This window comes from Devosia nitrariae (genome assembly GCF_030160115.1).
Lineage (GTDB): Bacteria > Pseudomonadota > Alphaproteobacteria > Rhizobiales > Devosiaceae > Devosia > Devosia nitrariae.
Window position 1 is genome coordinate 461,459 of record NZ_BSNS01000007.1, and the last position, 17,207, is coordinate 478,665.

Annotated in this window: 17 protein-coding genes and 1 tRNA gene; 5 read left to right on the plus strand and 13 right to left on the minus strand. The window is 65.4% G+C overall.

Annotation, left to right across the window (positions count from 1 at the left end; all coding sequences use genetic code 11):
- Positions 1-85: 85 nt before the first annotated feature.
- From QQK18_RS07495 to QQK18_RS07515, 5 genes are all read right to left on the minus strand, one after another.
- Positions 86-2,557, minus strand: coding sequence for a methyl-accepting chemotaxis protein (locus QQK18_RS07495; protein WP_284339681.1), 2,472 nt, complete (start codon positions 2,555-2,557; stop codon positions 86-88).
- A 241-nt stretch (positions 2,558-2,798) separates the two neighbouring features.
- A complete protein-coding gene (locus QQK18_RS07500) occupies positions 2,799-3,188 on the minus strand; it encodes a response regulator (RefSeq protein WP_284339682.1) in 390 nt (129 codons plus the stop codon).
- 121 nt (positions 3,189-3,309) lie between these two features.
- Positions 3,310-4,356, minus strand: coding sequence for a protein-glutamate methylesterase/protein-glutamine glutaminase (locus QQK18_RS07505; protein WP_284339683.1), 1,047 nt, complete (start codon positions 4,354-4,356; stop codon positions 3,310-3,312).
- Positions 4,353-5,198: a CheR family methyltransferase gene (locus QQK18_RS07510; protein ID WP_284339684.1), complete on the minus strand. Its 846-nt coding sequence runs from the start codon at positions 5,196-5,198 to the stop codon at positions 4,353-4,355. Before QQK18_RS07510 ends, QQK18_RS07505 begins: the two co-directional genes overlap by 4 nt.
- 103 nt (positions 5,199-5,301) lie before the next feature.
- On the minus strand, positions 5,302-5,889 hold the full coding sequence (locus QQK18_RS07515; protein ID WP_284339685.1) for a chemoreceptor glutamine deamidase CheD: 588 nt from the start codon (positions 5,887-5,889) through the stop codon (positions 5,302-5,304).
- A gap of 167 nt (positions 5,890-6,056) precedes the next feature.
- Here QQK18_RS07515 and QQK18_RS07520 point away from each other — a divergent pair, with 167 nt between their 5' ends.
- Complete coding sequence (locus QQK18_RS07520) at positions 6,057-6,410, plus strand: hypothetical protein (protein WP_284339686.1); 354 nt, start codon at positions 6,057-6,059, stop codon at positions 6,408-6,410.
- A 75-nt stretch (positions 6,411-6,485) separates the two neighbouring features.
- On the opposite strand, the gene QQK18_RS07525 is transcribed toward QQK18_RS07520, so the two are convergent.
- The 4 genes from QQK18_RS07525 to QQK18_RS07540 form a co-directional block, all read right to left on the minus strand.
- Positions 6,486-6,974 (minus strand): chemotaxis protein CheW, encoded by a 489-nt coding sequence (locus QQK18_RS07525; protein ID WP_284339687.1) that lies wholly within the window; start codon positions 6,972-6,974, stop codon positions 6,486-6,488.
- Positions 6,975-7,032: 58 nt separating this feature from the next.
- Positions 7,033-9,354 carry a chemotaxis protein CheA gene (locus QQK18_RS07530; RefSeq protein WP_284339688.1) on the minus strand — a complete coding sequence of 774 codons (2,322 nt, stop codon included), beginning with the start codon at positions 9,352-9,354 and terminating at the stop codon, positions 7,033-7,035.
- A gap of 151 nt (positions 9,355-9,505) precedes the next feature.
- The gene (locus QQK18_RS07535) at positions 9,506-9,874 is read right to left on the minus strand and encodes a response regulator (protein WP_284339689.1); all 369 of its coding nucleotides are present in this window, start codon (positions 9,872-9,874) and stop codon (positions 9,506-9,508) included.
- Positions 9,871-10,161, minus strand: a complete 291-nt coding sequence (locus QQK18_RS07540; protein ID WP_284339690.1) for an STAS domain-containing protein — start codon at positions 10,159-10,161, stop codon at positions 9,871-9,873. Before QQK18_RS07540 ends, QQK18_RS07535 begins: the two co-directional genes overlap by 4 nt.
- 186 nt (positions 10,162-10,347) lie before the next feature.
- Here QQK18_RS07540 and QQK18_RS07545 point away from each other — a divergent pair, with 186 nt between their 5' ends.
- Entirely contained in the window at positions 10,348-11,700 is a 1,353-nt protein-coding gene (locus QQK18_RS07545; RefSeq protein ID WP_284339691.1) for an NAD(P)H-dependent oxidoreductase, read from the plus strand.
- Positions 11,657-12,199, plus strand: coding sequence for an NAD-dependent epimerase/dehydratase family protein (locus tag QQK18_RS07550; RefSeq protein WP_284339692.1), 543 nt, complete (start codon positions 11,657-11,659; stop codon positions 12,197-12,199). The genes QQK18_RS07545 and QQK18_RS07550 overlap by 44 nt, the downstream gene beginning before the upstream one ends.
- On the opposite strand, the gene QQK18_RS07555 is transcribed toward QQK18_RS07550, so the two are convergent.
- Together QQK18_RS07555 and QQK18_RS07560 are read right to left on the minus strand one after the other, a co-directional pair.
- Positions 12,196-12,708 carry an HPP family protein gene (locus tag QQK18_RS07555; RefSeq protein WP_431307853.1) on the minus strand — a complete coding sequence of 171 codons (513 nt, stop codon included), beginning with the start codon at positions 12,706-12,708 and terminating at the stop codon, positions 12,196-12,198. The two genes, QQK18_RS07550 and QQK18_RS07555, sit on opposite strands and share 4 nt — an antisense overlap.
- 111 nt (positions 12,709-12,819) lie before the next feature.
- Positions 12,820-13,395, minus strand: coding sequence for a TetR/AcrR family transcriptional regulator (locus QQK18_RS07560; RefSeq protein WP_284339694.1), 576 nt, complete (start codon positions 13,393-13,395; stop codon positions 12,820-12,822).
- An 87-nt stretch (positions 13,396-13,482) separates the two neighbouring features.
- Between QQK18_RS07560 and QQK18_RS07565 the strand changes: the two genes are divergently transcribed.
- Positions 13,483-14,505: an NAD-dependent epimerase/dehydratase family protein gene (locus tag QQK18_RS07565; protein WP_284339695.1), complete on the plus strand. Its 1,023-nt coding sequence runs from the start codon at positions 13,483-13,485 to the stop codon at positions 14,503-14,505.
- Positions 14,506-14,572: 67 nt separating this feature from the next.
- Positions 14,573-14,648 (plus strand) — tRNA-Ala (locus QQK18_RS07570).
- A 27-nt stretch (positions 14,649-14,675) separates the two neighbouring features.
- Here the strand turns inward: QQK18_RS07570 and QQK18_RS07575 are convergent.
- Entirely contained in the window at positions 14,676-15,005 is a 330-nt protein-coding gene (locus tag QQK18_RS07575) for a type II toxin-antitoxin system Phd/YefM family antitoxin (RefSeq protein WP_379994888.1), read from the minus strand.
- Positions 15,006-15,077: 72 nt separating this feature from the next.
- Complete coding sequence (gene pbpC / locus QQK18_RS07580; protein WP_284339696.1) at positions 15,078-17,201, minus strand: penicillin-binding protein 1C; 2,124 nt, start codon at positions 17,199-17,201, stop codon at positions 15,078-15,080.
- Between the last annotated feature and the right edge of the window lie 6 nt (positions 17,202-17,207).

The window sequence follows — 17,207 nt, forward strand, 5'->3', positions numbered from 1 at the left end:
CAACAACAAACCTAGCAACTTGAACTTAAGCGAGTGTTATTGACGGCGCCGCCTCATGCAGGTGCCGTCCAAAGAAAGAGCTGGCTTAGAACTCCGACCATTCCTCTGCGAGCGCCGCATTGCCGTCGGCACGGTAGGCGCCGGCCTTGCGGGCTTCACGCATCGCAGGCGCCTTTGCCTTTCTGCGTCCGTCGATGGCAAAGATGTCGACGATGCGGTCGAGCTCGCTGGCCTGCTCCTCGGTCTGCTCGATAGCCGCATTGGTTTGCTCGACGAGCGCGGCGTTGTGCTGGGTCATCTCGTCCATCTGCCGCACCGCGGAGTTGACCTCCTCGATTGCCGAGGCCTGCTCGTGACTTTGCCGCGCGATGCCACCCATCAGCGTATTGGCTTCGCGCGCGACCGAAAGCATCGCTTCGAGCTTGGAGGCCGCATCGGCAACAAGCCGCGAGCCGCCCCTGACCTCGTCTGCCGACTGCTCGATCAGCACCTTGACCTCGGAAGAAGCCTCAGCCGCCGACTGCGCCAGGCGCCGGACCTCGACGGCAACCACCGCGAAGCCCTTGCCGGCCTCGCCGGCCCGCGCCGCCTCGACCGAGGCGTTGAGGGCCAACAGGTTTGTCTGGAAGGCGATGTCGTCGATCATGCCGATGATGTTGGAGATCTTTGCCGAGGAAGTAGTGATCCGCTCCATGGCTTGCGTTGCCGCTTGCATCACCTGCCCGCCTTCCTCGGCCGTGCGCGTTACGCCCTCCGCCGCATCGCTGGCGACGCGCGCCTGCCCGGCATTTTCCATCACGGTCGAGGCAAGCTGCTCCATCGCCGCCGAGGTTTCCTCGATGGTCGCGGCCTGCCTCGTGGTACGCTCGGAGAGATCGTTGGCGCCCGACAGGATCTCGCCGGTCGCAACCTTCAGCGCCCCTGAGGTCGCCTTCAGCTGCCCAACGATGTCGGCGAGCTTGTCGGCAACCGCGTTGGTGTCTTGCTTGAGGCGCGCGAACGCGCCCTCATAGTCGCCTTCCATACGCACGGTCAGGTTCGTGTCCGCCAGCGCCGCCAGGACCTCGCCCGTCTCGCCGATGCCGCGATCGACGGTCTCGACCAGGTCATTGACCGAGCGGGCAAGGGCATTGAGTTCCTCGTCGGCGAATGTCGCTTCGACACGCTGCGAGAAATCCCCTGCGATAGCCGCGTCGACCACCAGCCCGAAGGCGAGCTGCAGCGCCTGCATCATGTCGGTGCGCTCTGCCTGCCGTGCGATGATCTGGGCCGCCTCGGCCTCGGTCATCTGGTTGACCTTGAGCGCGTTCTCGCGGAACACTTCGACCGTGCGCGCCATGGCGCCGATCTCATCGGAACGGCGCGCACCCTCAACCTCGATATTGAGATCGCCTTCAGCCAGGGCCTGCATGGTGCCGGTCAGGCGCGAGATCGGCCGGCTGATCGAGCGCGCGAAGATGAACCCGCCGAGCGCGGCGAGCGCCAGAAGGCCGCCACCCACGATCAGCATCATGTTGCGCATGTCGGTCACCGGCGCATAGGCCTCGTCGGCGCCGATGGCCGTGACCACCGCCCAGGTGGTGCCCTTGAACGAGATCGGTTCGGCCGTGACGATCATCTCCATGCCGCGATAATCCGAGGTCGTCCCGAAACCCTCTGCCCCAGCAAGGGCTGTCTCGACCGTGGGGTTGCGGAACAAAGTCGTCAGCTCGTCGGCCCCATCCGAAAACATGGAATCGGAGCGCAACAGGAAATCGGCGCCGACGATGAAGGACTCGCCTGTTTCCCCGAGCCCGTCAGTGGTGGCGAGCAGGCCATTGAGCGCTGCCGTCGAGACCGACGCCGCCAGGATGCCGGCCGGCTTGTTGCGATTGTTGAAGACCGGAGTTGCCATGAAGCTCGCCGGCGCATTGCCCCAGGGCGCGTAGGCGGAAAAGTCGGCAAACGCCAGCTCGCCGCGCTCGGTCATCGCCATCGCCGCGCGGTAGACCGTGCCGAGCGCCGTGCCCGCCTGGTCCCCGCCGTCGGCGAAATTGCCGCCGAGATCGTCCTGCTTGCCGACCGAATAGACGAGGTTGCCCGTAAGATCGAAGATGTAGAGGTCGGTGAGACCCGCCGTCTGCAGCTGCTGGCGCAGTTCCGGGTGCACCCGTTGGTGGGTGAAATCAAAGTAGGAGCGCTTGGCCGATGTCGGCTCGTTGAGGTCCATCCGGGCCCAGCCCGTGTTCGGATTCTCGTCGATATAGGCGGTGCGCAGCGAGGTCTTCGGGTCACCCTCGAACTGCCCCCAGGAGAGCGCCATGTCGCGCACGGCCGCCTGGGTCGTCTCCGAACGGGCCAGGTCCGTGAGGCGGGCAGCAAGGTCGCCGAAATAGCTCTCGATGACATCGGCGCGGTGGGTGGCGATCGTCTCGATCTGGCGACGCGACAGGTCGACGACGATCGACGAACCGATGAGATAGCTCGCAATACCGACGCCCGCGCTGACCAGCAGCGCCGAGCCCACCAGGGCCAGTGGCAGCTTCTGCGCTATTTTGAGACTGGGCAGAAATTTCATGTAAAAGCCCCCAGCTTCCTTGCTGAAGAGCCGCGCGCCCTGCCTGACGGCGGACTATGGAAAGGGGCCGCTTCTGCAGCCCGCGCGTCGACCCTTCCCCTTAAAAGTCGATCAAATGGAGGCGCGAGCTTACGGGCCGCGTTGTTAATTTCTCCTTACGCGCCCGCTTCGCCTCTGCCGGGCGCGACAAACGAAAAGGGCCGCCCGCAGGCGGCCCGGCCTTGCCTTGATCGGCAGAGGTCTACGATAACGCGCCGATCACGGCCTCGATGCGCTTCTTCATCGTCGAGGCATCGAACGGCTTGATGATGTAGTTGTTGACGCCATGGGATATGGCTTCCTTGACCTGCTCCTTGTCGGAGCGGCCGGTGGCCATGATGAACGGCATCGCCTGGGTACGCGGATGCTTGCGGATGACCTTCAAGAGCGTCAGCCCGTCGATGTCCTCCATGTTCCAATCGGAAATGATGAGGTCGACATTGGCCTTTTCGAGCTTGCCGAGCGCGTCCCGACCGCTCTTGGCCTCGATGATCTCCTTGAAGCCCAACTGGGTCAGGATGTACTTGCAGATGCCTCGCATCGACTGCTGGTCGTCGACGATCAGGACGCTAACTGCGCTGGCTTTGGGCATTCTTGCTCACCTCTACGCATACCGGACGTCCGCGTCCGGCAAATTGTGGCTCAACTTAGGCAAAATCCGTTACCAATACCTCAATTGGATCAGGGGTATTGCGCCGGACGCCAAACTCCAGCTACGCCGCGCTTCTGAGGCGCGAGAGCGCGTTTGCCAGGCGCGCCGCAATGGCCTCGAGCGGCGCCTGCTCGACGACCGCACCCTCTTCGAACGCGACCCGCGGCATGCCGTAGACGAGGGCCGAGGCCTGGCTCTGCCCGACGGTATAAGCCCCCGCCTGGCGCATCAGCTTCAACCCCCGCGCGCCGTCCCTGCCCATGCCGGTGAGGATCGCGCCCACCGCCATCGGTCCTATGGTGCGCGCCACCGATTCAAAGAGAACGTCGACGCTCGGCCGGTGGCCGGAGGCGGGGTCGTCCTGGCCGAGCCGGCACTTGAGCTGGCCCGAGGAGCGCTCGATACGCAGGTGATAGTCGCCGCGCGCCACATAGGCATGGCCGACCTGAAGCGGCAGCCGGTCTTCGGCCTCGACGACAGTGACGGCCGACAGTTCGTCGAGCCGCGCGGCGAACCGCGAGGTGAACCCGGCCGGCATATGCTGGGCGATGAGGATCGGCGGACAATCGACCGGCATATCCGAAAGCACGGCCCGGATGGCCTCGACCCCGCCGGTCGAAGCCCCGATGGCGATGACCGCCCCCGCCGGCGCCGCGGCGGTGCGCACCGCGACCTTGGGCGCCTCGACCCGGCCGGCCCGGCCGCGCACGTCCGAGCGCGCCGCCGCCCGCACCTTGTCGCGCAGCCCCGCCGCAAAGGCCTCGATGCCGCCCGACAGGTCCGCGCCGGGCTTGGCGACGAAATCGACCGCGCCGAGCTCGAGAGCAAGGAGCGTCTCGCTCGCGCCCTTCTTGGTCAATGTCGAGACCATGATGACGGGCGTCGGGCGCAGGCGCATCAGCTTGTCGAGGAAGGCGAGCCCGTTCATGTTGGGCATTTCGATATCGAGGGTGACGACATCGGGATCGAGGGTCCTGATCTTCTCGCGCGCCTCGATTGGATCTGTGGCGGTGCCCACCACCGTTATGTCGCCGTCCCGCACGAGGGTGCGCGACAGGACCTCGCGGATGAGCGCCGAATCGTCGACGACGAGAACCCTGATGCTCATGCTGCCACCCGCTTTTCCTTCGCACGCAACTGGTAGATGGTCTTGCCGACCAGCCGGAAGCCGTCGGCGCCGCTCCCGAGGTTTTCCGAATGCCCGATATAGAGGAAGGCCTCTGGCGCCAGCATCGCGGCGAGGCGCGAAAACAGCGCTCCCTGGGTCGGCTTGTCGAAATAGATGGCAACGTTCCGGCAGAAGACGGCGTCGAACGGCCCCTTCATCGGCCAAGCGCCGGCGATGAGGTTGAGCGGCTTAAAGGAAATGAGCTCGCGTACGCCCACCGGCACCCGAATGGTACCGTTGTCGGCGCGCTCGAGGAGGCTCGCGCGCTCGCGCGTGAGCCCATTGAGTTCGGATTCCGGATAGACCCCGCGCGCCGCCTTGCCGAGAACAGCGGTGTCGATATCGGTGGCAAGAATGCGGAAGTCCCAGCGCTTCAGTTCCGGGAATGCGGCGATCAGGTCGAGCCCGATGGTATAGGGCTCCTGGCCCGTCGAGCACCCCGCCGACCAGATGCGCAGGCGCGTGCCGCGCGGCTTTTGCGCAATGATGCGCTCGACGTGACCGCGCAGGTGATCGAAATGGTGATCCTCGCGATAGAACCGCGTGAGGTTCGTGGTGAGCGCATTGACGAAGTTCTGCGCATCCTCGGGTGAGCCAACCCGCTCGAGATGGTCGAGATAGTCGTCGAAGCTCTTGAGGCCGAGGGTCCGCACGATCTTGGAGAGACGCGAGATGACCAGCGTGCGCTTGGCATCGCTCAAAGAGATGCCGGCCGCCGCATAGACTCTGGCCTTGACCCGCGCGAACTCGCGTTCGCTAAGGGAGATTTCCCCCTGTTCCATCGATTGCCCCCGGTTTCGCGGCCCTTCCTGGACCGCCCTTTGTCTTTTTCGATAGTGACCGCCCCATCGCTTATTTTGCGTAAAGACTTTGGCAGCCGAACATCTAGAACAGTTCGATGTCATCGACTGGCGGTACGGCCGTCCGCCTGCCGGCGATCGCCAGTTCCTCCTGGGCGATGCTGGCACCGACCGCGCTGTCGAGGCGCTTGACGAAGGCTCGGCCCGAATGCGGCTTGAACAGCACCCGGCGCGCGAAGGTGCCGCCGAGGTCTTCGCTGGAGAGGCTATAGCCTTCGGCCTTGAGGAACTCGCGGATGAATTCGATGTTCTTGGCACCAACGTCGTCGAGCGACGCATTGATCTTGCCGCCGCCGAACACCTTGATCTCGAGATTGGCCTTGCGGCCGGTGCCGCTGGTCAGCACCTTGTTGATGAGCTGTTCCATGGCGAAGGCGCCGTAGCGGGCCGACGCCCCATAGCGGTCCTTGGCCGAGCCTGACTGCTCGGCGAGCAGGAAATGGTTCATGCCCCCGACATTGGCCGCGCGGTCGCGCACGCAGGCCGAAATGCATGACCCAAGAACCGTCGAATAGGTGAGATCCACATCGCTCGATACGTAGCAGTCGCCTTGATGCACAGTTGTCACCACGCCGCGATCGAACTCGGGCGGCAAAGATTTCGCGGAAGTCATGTATGGAATTCGTAACCTCACCGAACTTATTGGGCGAGTGTAGGCAGAACCGGTTAGGGAAACGCTAACCACGCGCGCCATGGCGCAGTTTCATTCCTTGGCCGGCAAGGAGTGTTTTAGATATGGGTCGATAAGGTGAACGGGAACTGGGGCTCGGGAATTTCTGGATGTCGTTACAAAAGCTTGCACGTGAACTCGACGAGACGGCGCGCCAGACGGCCTGTATGCTCGAAGGCATCGCCGATGCGCTGGCTCTTCTCGCCGACGATGATGTCGATGCCGGCGAGGCGCGCAAGCAGGCCGTCGAGATGATCATCGTTGCCCTACAGGGCCAGGATCGCATCGAGCAGCGCTGCCAGAACCTGGCGCTGGCCGTCCGCCAGTTCGCCCTCCTGCCGCCGACCGCCCCGGATTCGGTCTATGACGAGATCTGGTCGAGCCTGACACTCGACGAGTTGCGTGTGCCCGCGCTCTCGGGCATCGCCGCCCATTCCCGCCATGGGGAAGCCGAGCTCTTCTGATCGGCAGCCGCCATTCCGGAACGAAAAAGGGCGCCGCAAGGCGCCCTTTTTGTTTTCAGCGGCATTCAAACCCCATCAGCCATCGAGCTTGGCGCCCGAAACGATCGAATAGAGATCGATGAGGCCGACCATGCGCCCGTCATGGGTGACGATGCCGTTGAGGAGCTCGGTGTCGATCGAGTTGCCCTCGGGCACGGCGTGGATGTCGTCGCGCGAAACGGTCAGGATATCGCTGACCGCGTCGACGAGGATGCCGACCCATTTGTCCCCGACGCTCATGACCACGACGACGTGGTTCTTGGTCGGCGAAGTCTGGCCGTCGCCGAAGCGGGCCCGAAGGTCGAAAATCGGCACGATCGTACCGCGCAGGTTAATGACCCCGCGCACATATTCACGCGTGTTGGGCAGGGGCGTCGCTCCGTTCCAGGCACGGATCTCGCGCACCGTGGTGATCTCGACCCCATAGGTCTGCTCACCGATCGAGAAGGCGATGAGTTGCAGCGTATTCTGGGCGACCATAGCGGCCCTGTCCGTCACGTCGTCGCGCAGTCCGAGGACTTCCATTTTCTGGCCTTTCCCCGCCCTTTCTGGGCGGCGCTTGCGTTTTTGTTCCGTCGGCCGGTCAGGCCGCGTTCTTGTGATGGAGCGTGGTCTTGAGGCCCTGCACGTCTACGATCAGCGCGACATTGCCGTCGCCCAGGATCGTGCCGCCAGCAATGCCTTCGACTCGCTCGTAATTTTCTTCGAGGGATTTGATCACGACCTGCTGCTGGCCGATGATGTCATCGACGATGATCGCGACCTTCGAGCCGCCCTCGGCCTCGCATAATACCAGCATCTGGCTGTCGGGATCGGCCTCGGTCGGCAGGGCAAAGCGTTGTGCGAGGTCGATGACCTGTACGTATTCGCCCCGGACCTGCAGCACGCGCCCGCCGCTCGGCACCCGCTCGAAGGGCGCGCGCGAGCACTGGATGGTTTCAACGATCGAGGAGAGCGGCACCACATAAGGGCTGCCCGAGACCCGCACCAGCATCACGTCGAGCACCGCAAGGGTGAGCGGCAGGCGCAGCGTCATGCGTGTCCCCCTGCCCGGCCGGGAACGCACATGCACCGAGCCGCCGATCTTCTTGATGTTGGACAGGACCACGTCCATGCCCACTCCGCGCCCGGAGATGTCGCTGACCGCCTCGGCGGTCGAGAACCCCGGCGCGAAGATCAGCTGATCGATCTGCTCGTCGGTCGGCTGGATATCGGGGGCGACGATCCCCTTGTCGCGGGCAACCTGCAGCACCTTCTCGCGGTTGATGCCGGCCCCGTCGTCCTCGATGACGATCAGGATATTGCCGCCCGCCTGCTCGGCCGAGAGACGGATGGTGCCGGTATCGGGCTTGCCGGCGGCAAGGCGCTTTTCCGGCGTTTCGATGCCGTGGTCGGCCGAGTTGCGGATCATGTGCGTCAAGGGATCCGAGAGCTGCTCGATGACCGTCTTGTCGATCTCGGTGTTCTCGCCGATCGTCTCCAGCTTGATCTTCTTGCCGGTCTTGGTGGCGAGCTCGCGCACGAGCCGCGGCATGCGAGAGAACACGGACTTCACCGGCTGGGCGCGGATGGCCATGACCGAGTCCTGCAGGCCCCTGGTCGTCTGCGCCAGAACCTCGAGGCCGCGCACGAGCTCCGTGTAGCGGGCCCGCAGGGTCTCGTCCATCTGCTGGGTCAGCATCGACTGGGTGATCACGAGTTCGCCCACCATGTTGACCACCCGGTCAACCTTGTCGAGGTCGACGCGGATTGACTGCACGCCGCCGCCGCGCCGCTCGCCGTCATCATTGCTGGAAGGAGGTATCGCCGGAGCGGCAGGCACCACAGCCTCGGGAGCCGGGCGCACCGCAACCGGTGCCTGAACCGGCTTAATGGTCTCGGCAAGTTCGGCAAAGCTCGGCGCCGGCGGCGTTGAGAAGCTGTCGCCCGAAGCGAGTTCTGCATCGGCCTGCGGCACGGTTTCGGCTGCGGGAGACGTGCTCGTCCCGCGGGTCTCGATCTCGTCTTCGGCAAGCGCAAGAAAATCCGGCGTGCGGACAGCGGGTTCGGGCTCTTCCACATCGGCAGGGTCGGGCGCGGCGGCAGCCGGCGCGCTCGCGCCAAGCCCGGTGATGACGATGTCGCAATCGCCCTCGACGAACTCGAAGACCTCGCGGATCTGCGCCTCGGTCAGCGACGGCGCAACAAGAGTGATCTCCCAGCTGCAATAGACCCCGAACGGCTCGAAATCGGCAAGGCCAGGGATATCCGAGATGACGGGACGTACCGTGATCTCGCCGAGCGCGGCGAGCTCGCGAAAGAGCAGCAGCGGATCGTTGGCGCGTGCATAGAGCGCCTGGTGCGGAGTGAAGCGGAGTTCCCAGTGGCCGGCAGGCGCTGCAAAGGGCGGCGCCTCGAACGCATCGTCCTCCTCCGCGGCGCCCTCGGCCGCCTCGAGCTCGACGCGCACGGGCGTAAAGTCGATGTCGAAGTCGTCCATCGGCTCGCCCCCGTCCTCGCCCGCCTCGGCGTCGACCGCTTCGCCGCGGCAGAGGGCGTCGAACCGGCTCTTCTCGTGGGCGCCGTAGTCGGGCGGCAGCGTGTCGCCGGACCGGGCGGCGTTGACGTAGTCGGCCACGATGTCGTTGGCGCGGATCGAAAGCGCCACCACATCGTCGCTCATCTCGACGCGCCCGTCGCGCACATGGTCGAGCAGCGTCTCATAGGCATGGGCAAAGCCCACCAGGCCGGTAAACCCGAAGGCACCGGCGCCACCCTTGATCGAATGGATCGCCCGGAACACCGCGTTCAGCCGCTCGGCATCGCGCTCGCCCGCCTCGATGGCGGCGAACTGCTCCTCGAGCTCGGTCAGAAGCTCGGTGCATTCGTCGAAATAGGTGGCCTTGAAGTCGTCGAGTTCGCTCATTCTAAGTCTTGCTCAAACCTTCTGGTTTGGTCTTGGCCGAGGCCGCCTGGAGCGGGATCCGGAAAAGCCTGTCGTGGACTTGATCCAGGATCGGAACCGGTTTTTCCGCGAAACATCCCGCGACAACAAAATTGGGGAAGCGCATCGCGCTCTAGTGCACGACGCGGTGGATGACGCTGATCAGTTTATCCGGATCGAAAGGCTTGACGATCCAACCGGTACCGCCCGCGGCCTTGCCCTGGTCGCGCTTGTCCTGGCTGGTCTCGGTTGTCAGGATCAGAATCGGCAGGCTCTGGTAGTGGCCGCTGGCCCGCACGTTCTTGATGAACTCGATGCCGTCCATGACCGGCATGTTGATGTCGGTGATGACCACATCGACGCTCTCGCTTTTCAGGACCTCGAGGCCCTGCTTGCCGTCCTCGGCCTGCAGCACCTTGAAACCCGCATTCGAGAGCGTGTGGTGCAGCATCGCGAGGATCGTGCGGGAATCGTCGACTGTGAGAACGCGCAAACCGGTCATCGTCTGATCAATCCTTGAAAGTGTCCGTCGAGGCCCAGCCGATCCACGGCCGCAAGCATTACGGCGCTCGGCGCCTCGATGGAGAACGCGAAATTGTGCTGCTTTGCCGTCTCGGCCGCGCTCATCAGCATGAAGAGCGCATTGGTTGCCAGCCGCTCGACCGCGCCGGCATCGACGGTGACCGCGCCCACATCGAGCGCGTCGATCAACCCGTCGCGGATGCCATCGAGCGAATCGAGATCGACGACTGCGGGCAGCGCAATGCGTTTGCTGGCTGTTCTGGCCATGACGATGGAAAGCCCCCGGAGATTTTCCCCGTCGGCAGTTTCCACGCCAACCCTTTAAGAAGTGCTAAGCCAGCCGGGCGTGAGCGGCCGTTACTTGGGAGGTGGTAGCCGTCCAATATCGCTGCCGGTGGTTTCCATGGACCCTGGTGGATGCTAGTGAGCCGCAACTGCGAGCGGATGCCACCTATGACCAACATCACCCTGACCGGACTTGCCCGCGACCTTGCCGCGCGTGCCGACAGCGGCAAGACCATCAGGGTGGGGGTGATCGGCTCGGGCGAGATGGGCACGGATCTCGTCACCCAGGGTTCGCTGATGGAGGGCATCGAGATCGCCGCCATCGCCACCCGCCGCCCGCATACGGCGCGCGAAGCCATCCGCATCGCCTATGGCGAGGACGCGCGCGGCAAGGAAGCTGAAACCCCTGACCGGGCGGGCGCCGCCATCGAAGCGGGAAAGATCGCCATCGTCAGCGCCGAAACCCTCGTTGCAACGCCGCAGCTCGACATCGTGATCGATGCGACCGGCAAGCCGGGTGTCGCGGCCGATTATGACCTGACGGCCATGGAGAACGGCAAGCATGTGGTGATGATGAACGTCGAGGCGGACGTCACCATCGGCCGCTATTTGAAGAAAGAAGCCGACCGGCTAGGCGTCGTCTATACCGTCGGAGCCGGCGACGAGCCGTCCTCCTGCATGGAATTGATCGAGTTCGTCTCGGCCCTCGGCCTGCCCATCGTTGCCGCCGGCAAGGGCAAGAACAATCCCCTGCGCCACGACGCCGTGCCCGACGACTATCGCGAGGAAGCCGAGCGGCGCAACATGAACCCGCGGATGCTGGTCGAGTTCGTCGACGGCTCCAAGACCATGGTCGAGATGGCCGCCATCGCCAACGCCACCGGCCTGGTGCCGGACGTGCCGGGCATGCACGGACCCAAAGCCGACCGCGACGACATGGCCAAGGTCCTGATCCCGAAGGCGGACGGAGGCATCCTCAACAGAATGGGCGTCGTCGATTTCACCATCGGCAAGGGCGTAGCGCCGGGCGTCTTCGTCATCGTCAAGGCCGAGCATCCGCGCATCATAGAGCGCATGGACGACCTCCATATCGGCCACGGGCCCTACTACGCATTCTTTCGCCCCTACCATTTGACCAGCCTCGAGGTCCCGCTGACCTGCGCGCGCATCATGCTCTACGGCAAGCCCGACATGGTGCCGCTCTCCGAGCCCGTCGCCGAAGTCTGCGCCGTCGCCAAGCGTGACCTCGCACCCGGTGAAGCACTCGATGCCATCGGCGAGACCTGCTACCGCTCCTTCACCATGACCGCCGGCGAGGCGCGCCAGACCAACGCCATCCCGGTGGGCCTGCTCGAAGGCGGTAGGGTCAAGACGGCGGTGAGGAAAGGCGACCTGCTCACGCTGGCCAATGCCGAACCCGACACCTCAACGCGCCTCTACGCTCTGCGCCAGCGCCAGGACCAGATGATCCAGGATAATGAAGCTGCTCGTCACCGGATCGATGGGAACCGTCGGCCGTAAGGTGACGCAGGCATTCCCCGGCAGCATCGGCCTCGACTTCCGCCCGGGAGCGGACATCGCTGCCGACCTGGCAACGCTCGACTACGCGGAATGCGACATTGCTCGGGCGCTCGTCAGCGTCGATGCGCTGGTGCACCTGGCAACCAACCCCGATCCGGACGCCCCCGACGCCGTTCATTGGCAAGCCGTCGCTAATGCCGCCCGCCTGCTGCAGGCATGCCACGGCGCCGGGCTCGCCAATGTGGTGCTGGCATCCTCCGACTGGGCGGCGCCCAAGGGGGCGGGGATGACCGTCAACACCTACGGGCATTCCAAGCGTGTCTTCGAGGCGATGGCAGCGATGTACTCCAGCATGCCCGGACGCCACGGCACCGCCTTGCGCATCGGCTGGGTCCCGGCACATGCGAGCGATCTGGACGAAGCGTCCGAATGGCTGCGGGCCAACTACTGGGACGACGCTCGCCTGATCGATGAGCTACGTGCCGCCCTTGGCGGCTAAGGCTCCAGCCCCTGCCAGAGCGGATAGCTGATGCGTGGCGAGGTGCGGTGCCAGACGATGGCCAGTCCGGTGAGCAGGATGCAGGCCGCGAGCATGACCACGAACAGCACCTGCGGCGCGATCGGGCTGGAATAGACGACGAGTGGCACGGCCGCCGCCGGGGGATGCGTCACCCGCGCCGTCAGCATGATCAGCATGACGAGGCCGACAGCGAGCGTTGCCGCCCACCAGGCGCCGGGAAACGCCACCTCCATGATGCTGGCGAATACCGCGCCGATGAAATAGCCGGCAAAGATCGGGACGGGCTGGGCCGAGGCACTGTGCGGCTGCGCGAACATCACCAGCGCCGTCGGCCCCAGCGGCGCCATCAGCAGTGGCAAGCCCGACCAGGCCGAGACGCCGCCGACCAGCGTCACCCCCAGGGCCGCCCCGGCGGTTGATTTGAGATGCACTCGCCAGCTGGCGCGCGGTTCGTGACGGGAAATATAGCGGGCAAGTGCAGGCGGCATCGGATTGGCAATGACTCGAAAAGGCTCAAGCCCTTAGCAACTCATCGCCGGTCTGAACACCGCCTCTGCGGATTTTGTCCCCGGGTAACCTGGATCGGCATCAGCCGAGCACTAGTCCTGATCGCCCGGCAAGGCCGGGCCGATCAACCGCTCGGCAAGCAGCTTCAGGTCCGCGCCCAGCGCTTCGCTGGCGATGGCCTTGCTGGCAAGACCGTAGGCCGCATCGAGCAGCAGCCGGGTGAGGCGTTCGGGGTCGGCCGCGCCCGCCATCCGCAGCTCTTCGGCGAGCCGCCCGGCAATGCGGCTGTCGGCATCGGCAGAAAGGCTCGCGCCGCGCTTGTGCGCGCTGAACAGTTCCTCGGCGTGCGCTGATCCCTCGAGCGCAGCAGCCAGCACACCGTACATCCCGGCAAGGGCCCGGCCGACCCGTGTAGTTGCCGTTCCCTCACCGGCAATGCCGGTTTCGAAGGCCGCGATCTTGGCCGTCACCAGCTTTTCAAGGATGGCCATGAACACCGCGTCCTTGTCCGAGAACTGCACATAGAGCGTCGGCTTGGCGATGCCCGCCTCGCGCGCGATCGCTTCCATCGTCGTTGCCCGCAAACCCTGGCGCAGGAACAGTACCCGCGCCGCATCGATGATCCGCTCGCGCTTCTCGCCGGCTCGGTCCTTGAGGGCATTCGACATTGTTGCTTCTCGCACCATTGAACTAATTGAACGATATTCGTATATATCGTTCAATTCTCAAGAAAGCTACTCCAAGGAGGCCATGCAATGACCGATCGCGTCCTTCTCACCGGCATATCCGGCTTCCTCGGCGGCCATGTCGCCCTTGAGCTCCTTAAAGCCGGCTATACCGTACGCGGCAGTGTGCGCAACAGCGGCAAGGCCGGCAAGGTTCGCGACACCCTCGCCCGCCACGGCGCCGATATCGGCCGGCTCGAATTCGTCGAGCTCGACCTCACCCGCGACGACGGCTGGCGCGCAGCAGCCGAGGAGTGCCGCTACCTCCAGCACACCGCCTCGCCCTTCGTCACCAAGATGCCGCGCGACAGGATGGAGCTTATCGGCCCGGCCGTCGCCGGCACCAAGCGCGCCCTCGAGGCGGCGCTCGCCGCCGGTGTCGAGCGGGTCGTCCTCACCTCCTCCATGGCCGCCATCGCCTATGGCCACGACAAGTCCCGCACCGCGCCCTTCACCGCCGCCGACTGGACCGACCTCGAAGGCCGCAACGTCAACGCCTATATCGAATCCAAGACCCGCGCCGAGCGCCGCGCCTGGAAGATCATGCGCGCGGCGGGACGCGAGAAGGACCTCGCCGTCGTCAATCCGAGCGCCATCCTCGGCCCGCTGCTCGACGAGGACCCCGGCACCTCCGCCGCGCTCCTCACGCGGCTTTTCGACGGCTCGACCCCCGCGACGCCCCGCATTCCCCTGACCATTGTCGACGTACGCGACGTCGCGCAAGCTCATGTCAAAGCCATGACCGACCCCGCCGCCGGCGGCCGGCGCTTTCCCATCGGCGATCGCACCATGTTCCTTTCCGAGATCGCCGACATTGCCCGCGCCACCGCCCCCGACCGCGCAGCAAAAGTCCCGCGCTTGACCATGCCCGACTGGCTGGTGCGCCTCTACGCCCTCTTCGATGCGGACGTGCGCGGCAATACCGGCGAGCTCGGCATCTTGAAGCGCCTCGACTCGCGCGACACCATCGCCCTTCTCGACCACCCGCTGATCCCCGGCCGCGAAGCGGTCGCCGAAAGCGTGCGCAGCCTCATCGCCCAAAAGCTCATCTGAGCGTGACCAACGAAAAAAGGGGCTGTTCTCCCCACGCGCTTTTCGCTATAGCCCCTTGCGTCGGAGCGGGGCTGTAGCTCAGTTGGGAGAGCGCATCGTTCGCAATGATGAGGTCAGGGGTTCGATTCCCCTCAGCTCCACCATTCCGACCCATCGCTCAGCACGCACTGCTACTTGCGCGCCCGCGCTACCCTCACCCCGCGACTGCAGGTTCGCCCGCCGCCCAGAGGAGAAGATGGGTGTCGAGCAGAAGCTTCACGCGTCACTACCGAACATCCGTTCGATTCTCTTTTCGCCATGCGGTCGAAGTCATCGGGTACCTTGAACTGACCGGCCATGAAGCCGACCCGGCGCGCCTCATGCAGCGAGGGCGCGTCGAGGGCCACAACCTTCACCAAGGGCTTGCCGGCCTTGACGATGACAAAAGGCTCGCCTCGGGCCGCCCGCTCGATCAAACGCGACAAGTGCTTTTTGGCCTCACGAATATTGGCAGTGCGCACAGCACCTCTCCCCGACTTGGTCCACTAAACTGAGTTAAGTAGGCGTTCGATCCAACATCGGACGAATGCAGCTTAATTCAGGAACACCGTAACGCTATCGGCGCGCCCTTCGGCATCGATCACCGAAAGCGTGACGTAGCCGGGGCCGTCGGGCTGCCACCGGCTCTCGCGGGCAAAGGCTGTGCGGCCCACCGGAAGGCCGTTGGTCATGAAGGTGAAGGGCGGCACGCCGTTGCGCACCTTGATGGTGAGCGGCGAGATGACGTTGGCGGCATAGGCGAGGTCGAGGTCGACGCCATCGCTGGGAAAGGCGATCTGCGGCCCGGTATCGCGTGCCACCATCTCCTGGTCGGGATGGCGGAAGCGGCGGAGCGGCGCCGGCAGCTCCGTGTTGGAGGCGATCAGCGCCCCTGCCGGCGCCCGCGGCAGCGGCGCTTGGCGTTGCCCCAGCCGGTCGAAGGCCTCGAAAAGCACGGGCGCGGCGGCGGTGATGCCCGCGAGGCCTGGAACCGGGGTGCCATCGGGCCGCCCGACCCAGACGCCGACCACGGTGCGGCCGTCGAAACCGATGGCCCAGGCATCGCGATATCCGTAGGACGTACCGGTCTTGTAGGCGATGCGGCCGGGCGAGCCATTGAGCGGCGGCGGCACGTCGGCGAGGATATCGGCGACATACCAGGTCGCTACAGGATCGAACACGGGCGCCGCCCCGTCCATTGCGGCCGGCAGCGGCGTGACTCCGTCGGTCAGTAGGACCGACCGCCCACCCCGGGCGATGGCGGCATAGGCAGAGACGAGATCGCGGAGCGTGACACCCACCCCACCGAGCCCGATGGCAAGGCTGGGAGCGGTATCGGGCGGGAACCGCAGTGGCGCATGCGCCCGCCGCAGGCGCAGCGCAAGCTGCGCCGGCCCCACCGCATCGAGCACCACGATCGCCGGAATGTTGAGCGACTCGGTCAGCGCCTGGCGGATGCTGACCGTGCCACGGGTGAACCCGTCGAAATTGGCGGGCACGTAGGCGCCAAAGGCCGTCGGACGGTCTTCGATCAGGCTCGCCGGATGCGCCAGGCCCATCTCGAAGGCAAGGCCGTAGATGAAGGGCTTGAGCGTCGAGCCCGGAGAGCGCACCGCCGTGGTCATGTCGACGAAACCCTGGCTCTCGGAATTGAACAGCCCCGCCGAGCCGACCGACGCCAGGACCTCGCCGCTTTCCACATCGGCCGCAACGATAGCCACGGACACTCTCGGGTCGATGAAGCGCGCACGCGCCGCCGCCAGCCGCTCGAGTGCGTCCTGGAGGGGCTTATCGATGGTCAGAGCAATCTCTCGGATTTGCGGCTGGGCGGTCTGCGCCGCCTGCGCCATATGGGCGGCCAGCATCGGGAAGTCGCGCCGCGCCGTCGGAATGGGCTCGAGCCTTGCGGCAGCGGCCTCTTCCCGGCTCAGCACGCCCGCGACCGCAAGCCGGTCCAGCACCATGTCGCGCGCGGCGCGTGCCGCCCCGGGATCGCGGTCGGGCCGGCGCGCTTCGGGTGATTGCGGCAGGGCCACCAGCAAGGCCGCCTCGGCGGTGGTGAGGCGCGAAGGTTCCTTGCCGAAATAAGCAAGGCTCGCCGCGCGGATACCCTCGATATTGCCTCCATAGGGCGCCAGCGACAGATAGAGATCGAGGATCTGCTCTTTGCCGAGCTCGCGCTCGATCCGGCCGGCATGGACCATTTGGCGCAGCTTGCCATCGAGGCTCCTGGTCGAGCCGCCCTCGATCAGACGTGCAACCTGCATGGTGAGGGTCGAGCCGCCCGAGACCACCCGGCCGCCGGCCAGCAGGAATTGCCCCGCTGCCCGGGCCATCGACGTCCAGGCGATGCCGTCATGCTCGTAGAACCCCCCGTCCTCGTAGGCGAGCAGCATGTCGAGGAAGCGCCTGTCGACCTGGGCTTGCGTGACCGGCAGGCGCCAGCGCCCATCGGCGGTGGTAAAGGGCCGCAGCAACTGCCCGTTGCGGTCAACGACCACCACCGACACGGGGAGCAGCGCCGGATCGGGCGCCGGCGGCAGCGTGCGCGAGATACCGGCAATCATGGAGTTGATCTGAATGGCCCCAGCCGCCGCGCCGACGAAGAGCATGAACCCGCCGAGCACCAGGAGCCGCGCCCAGAGGCGCGGCCCATGGTCCGGCGAGGGAGCAGCCATCCCGCT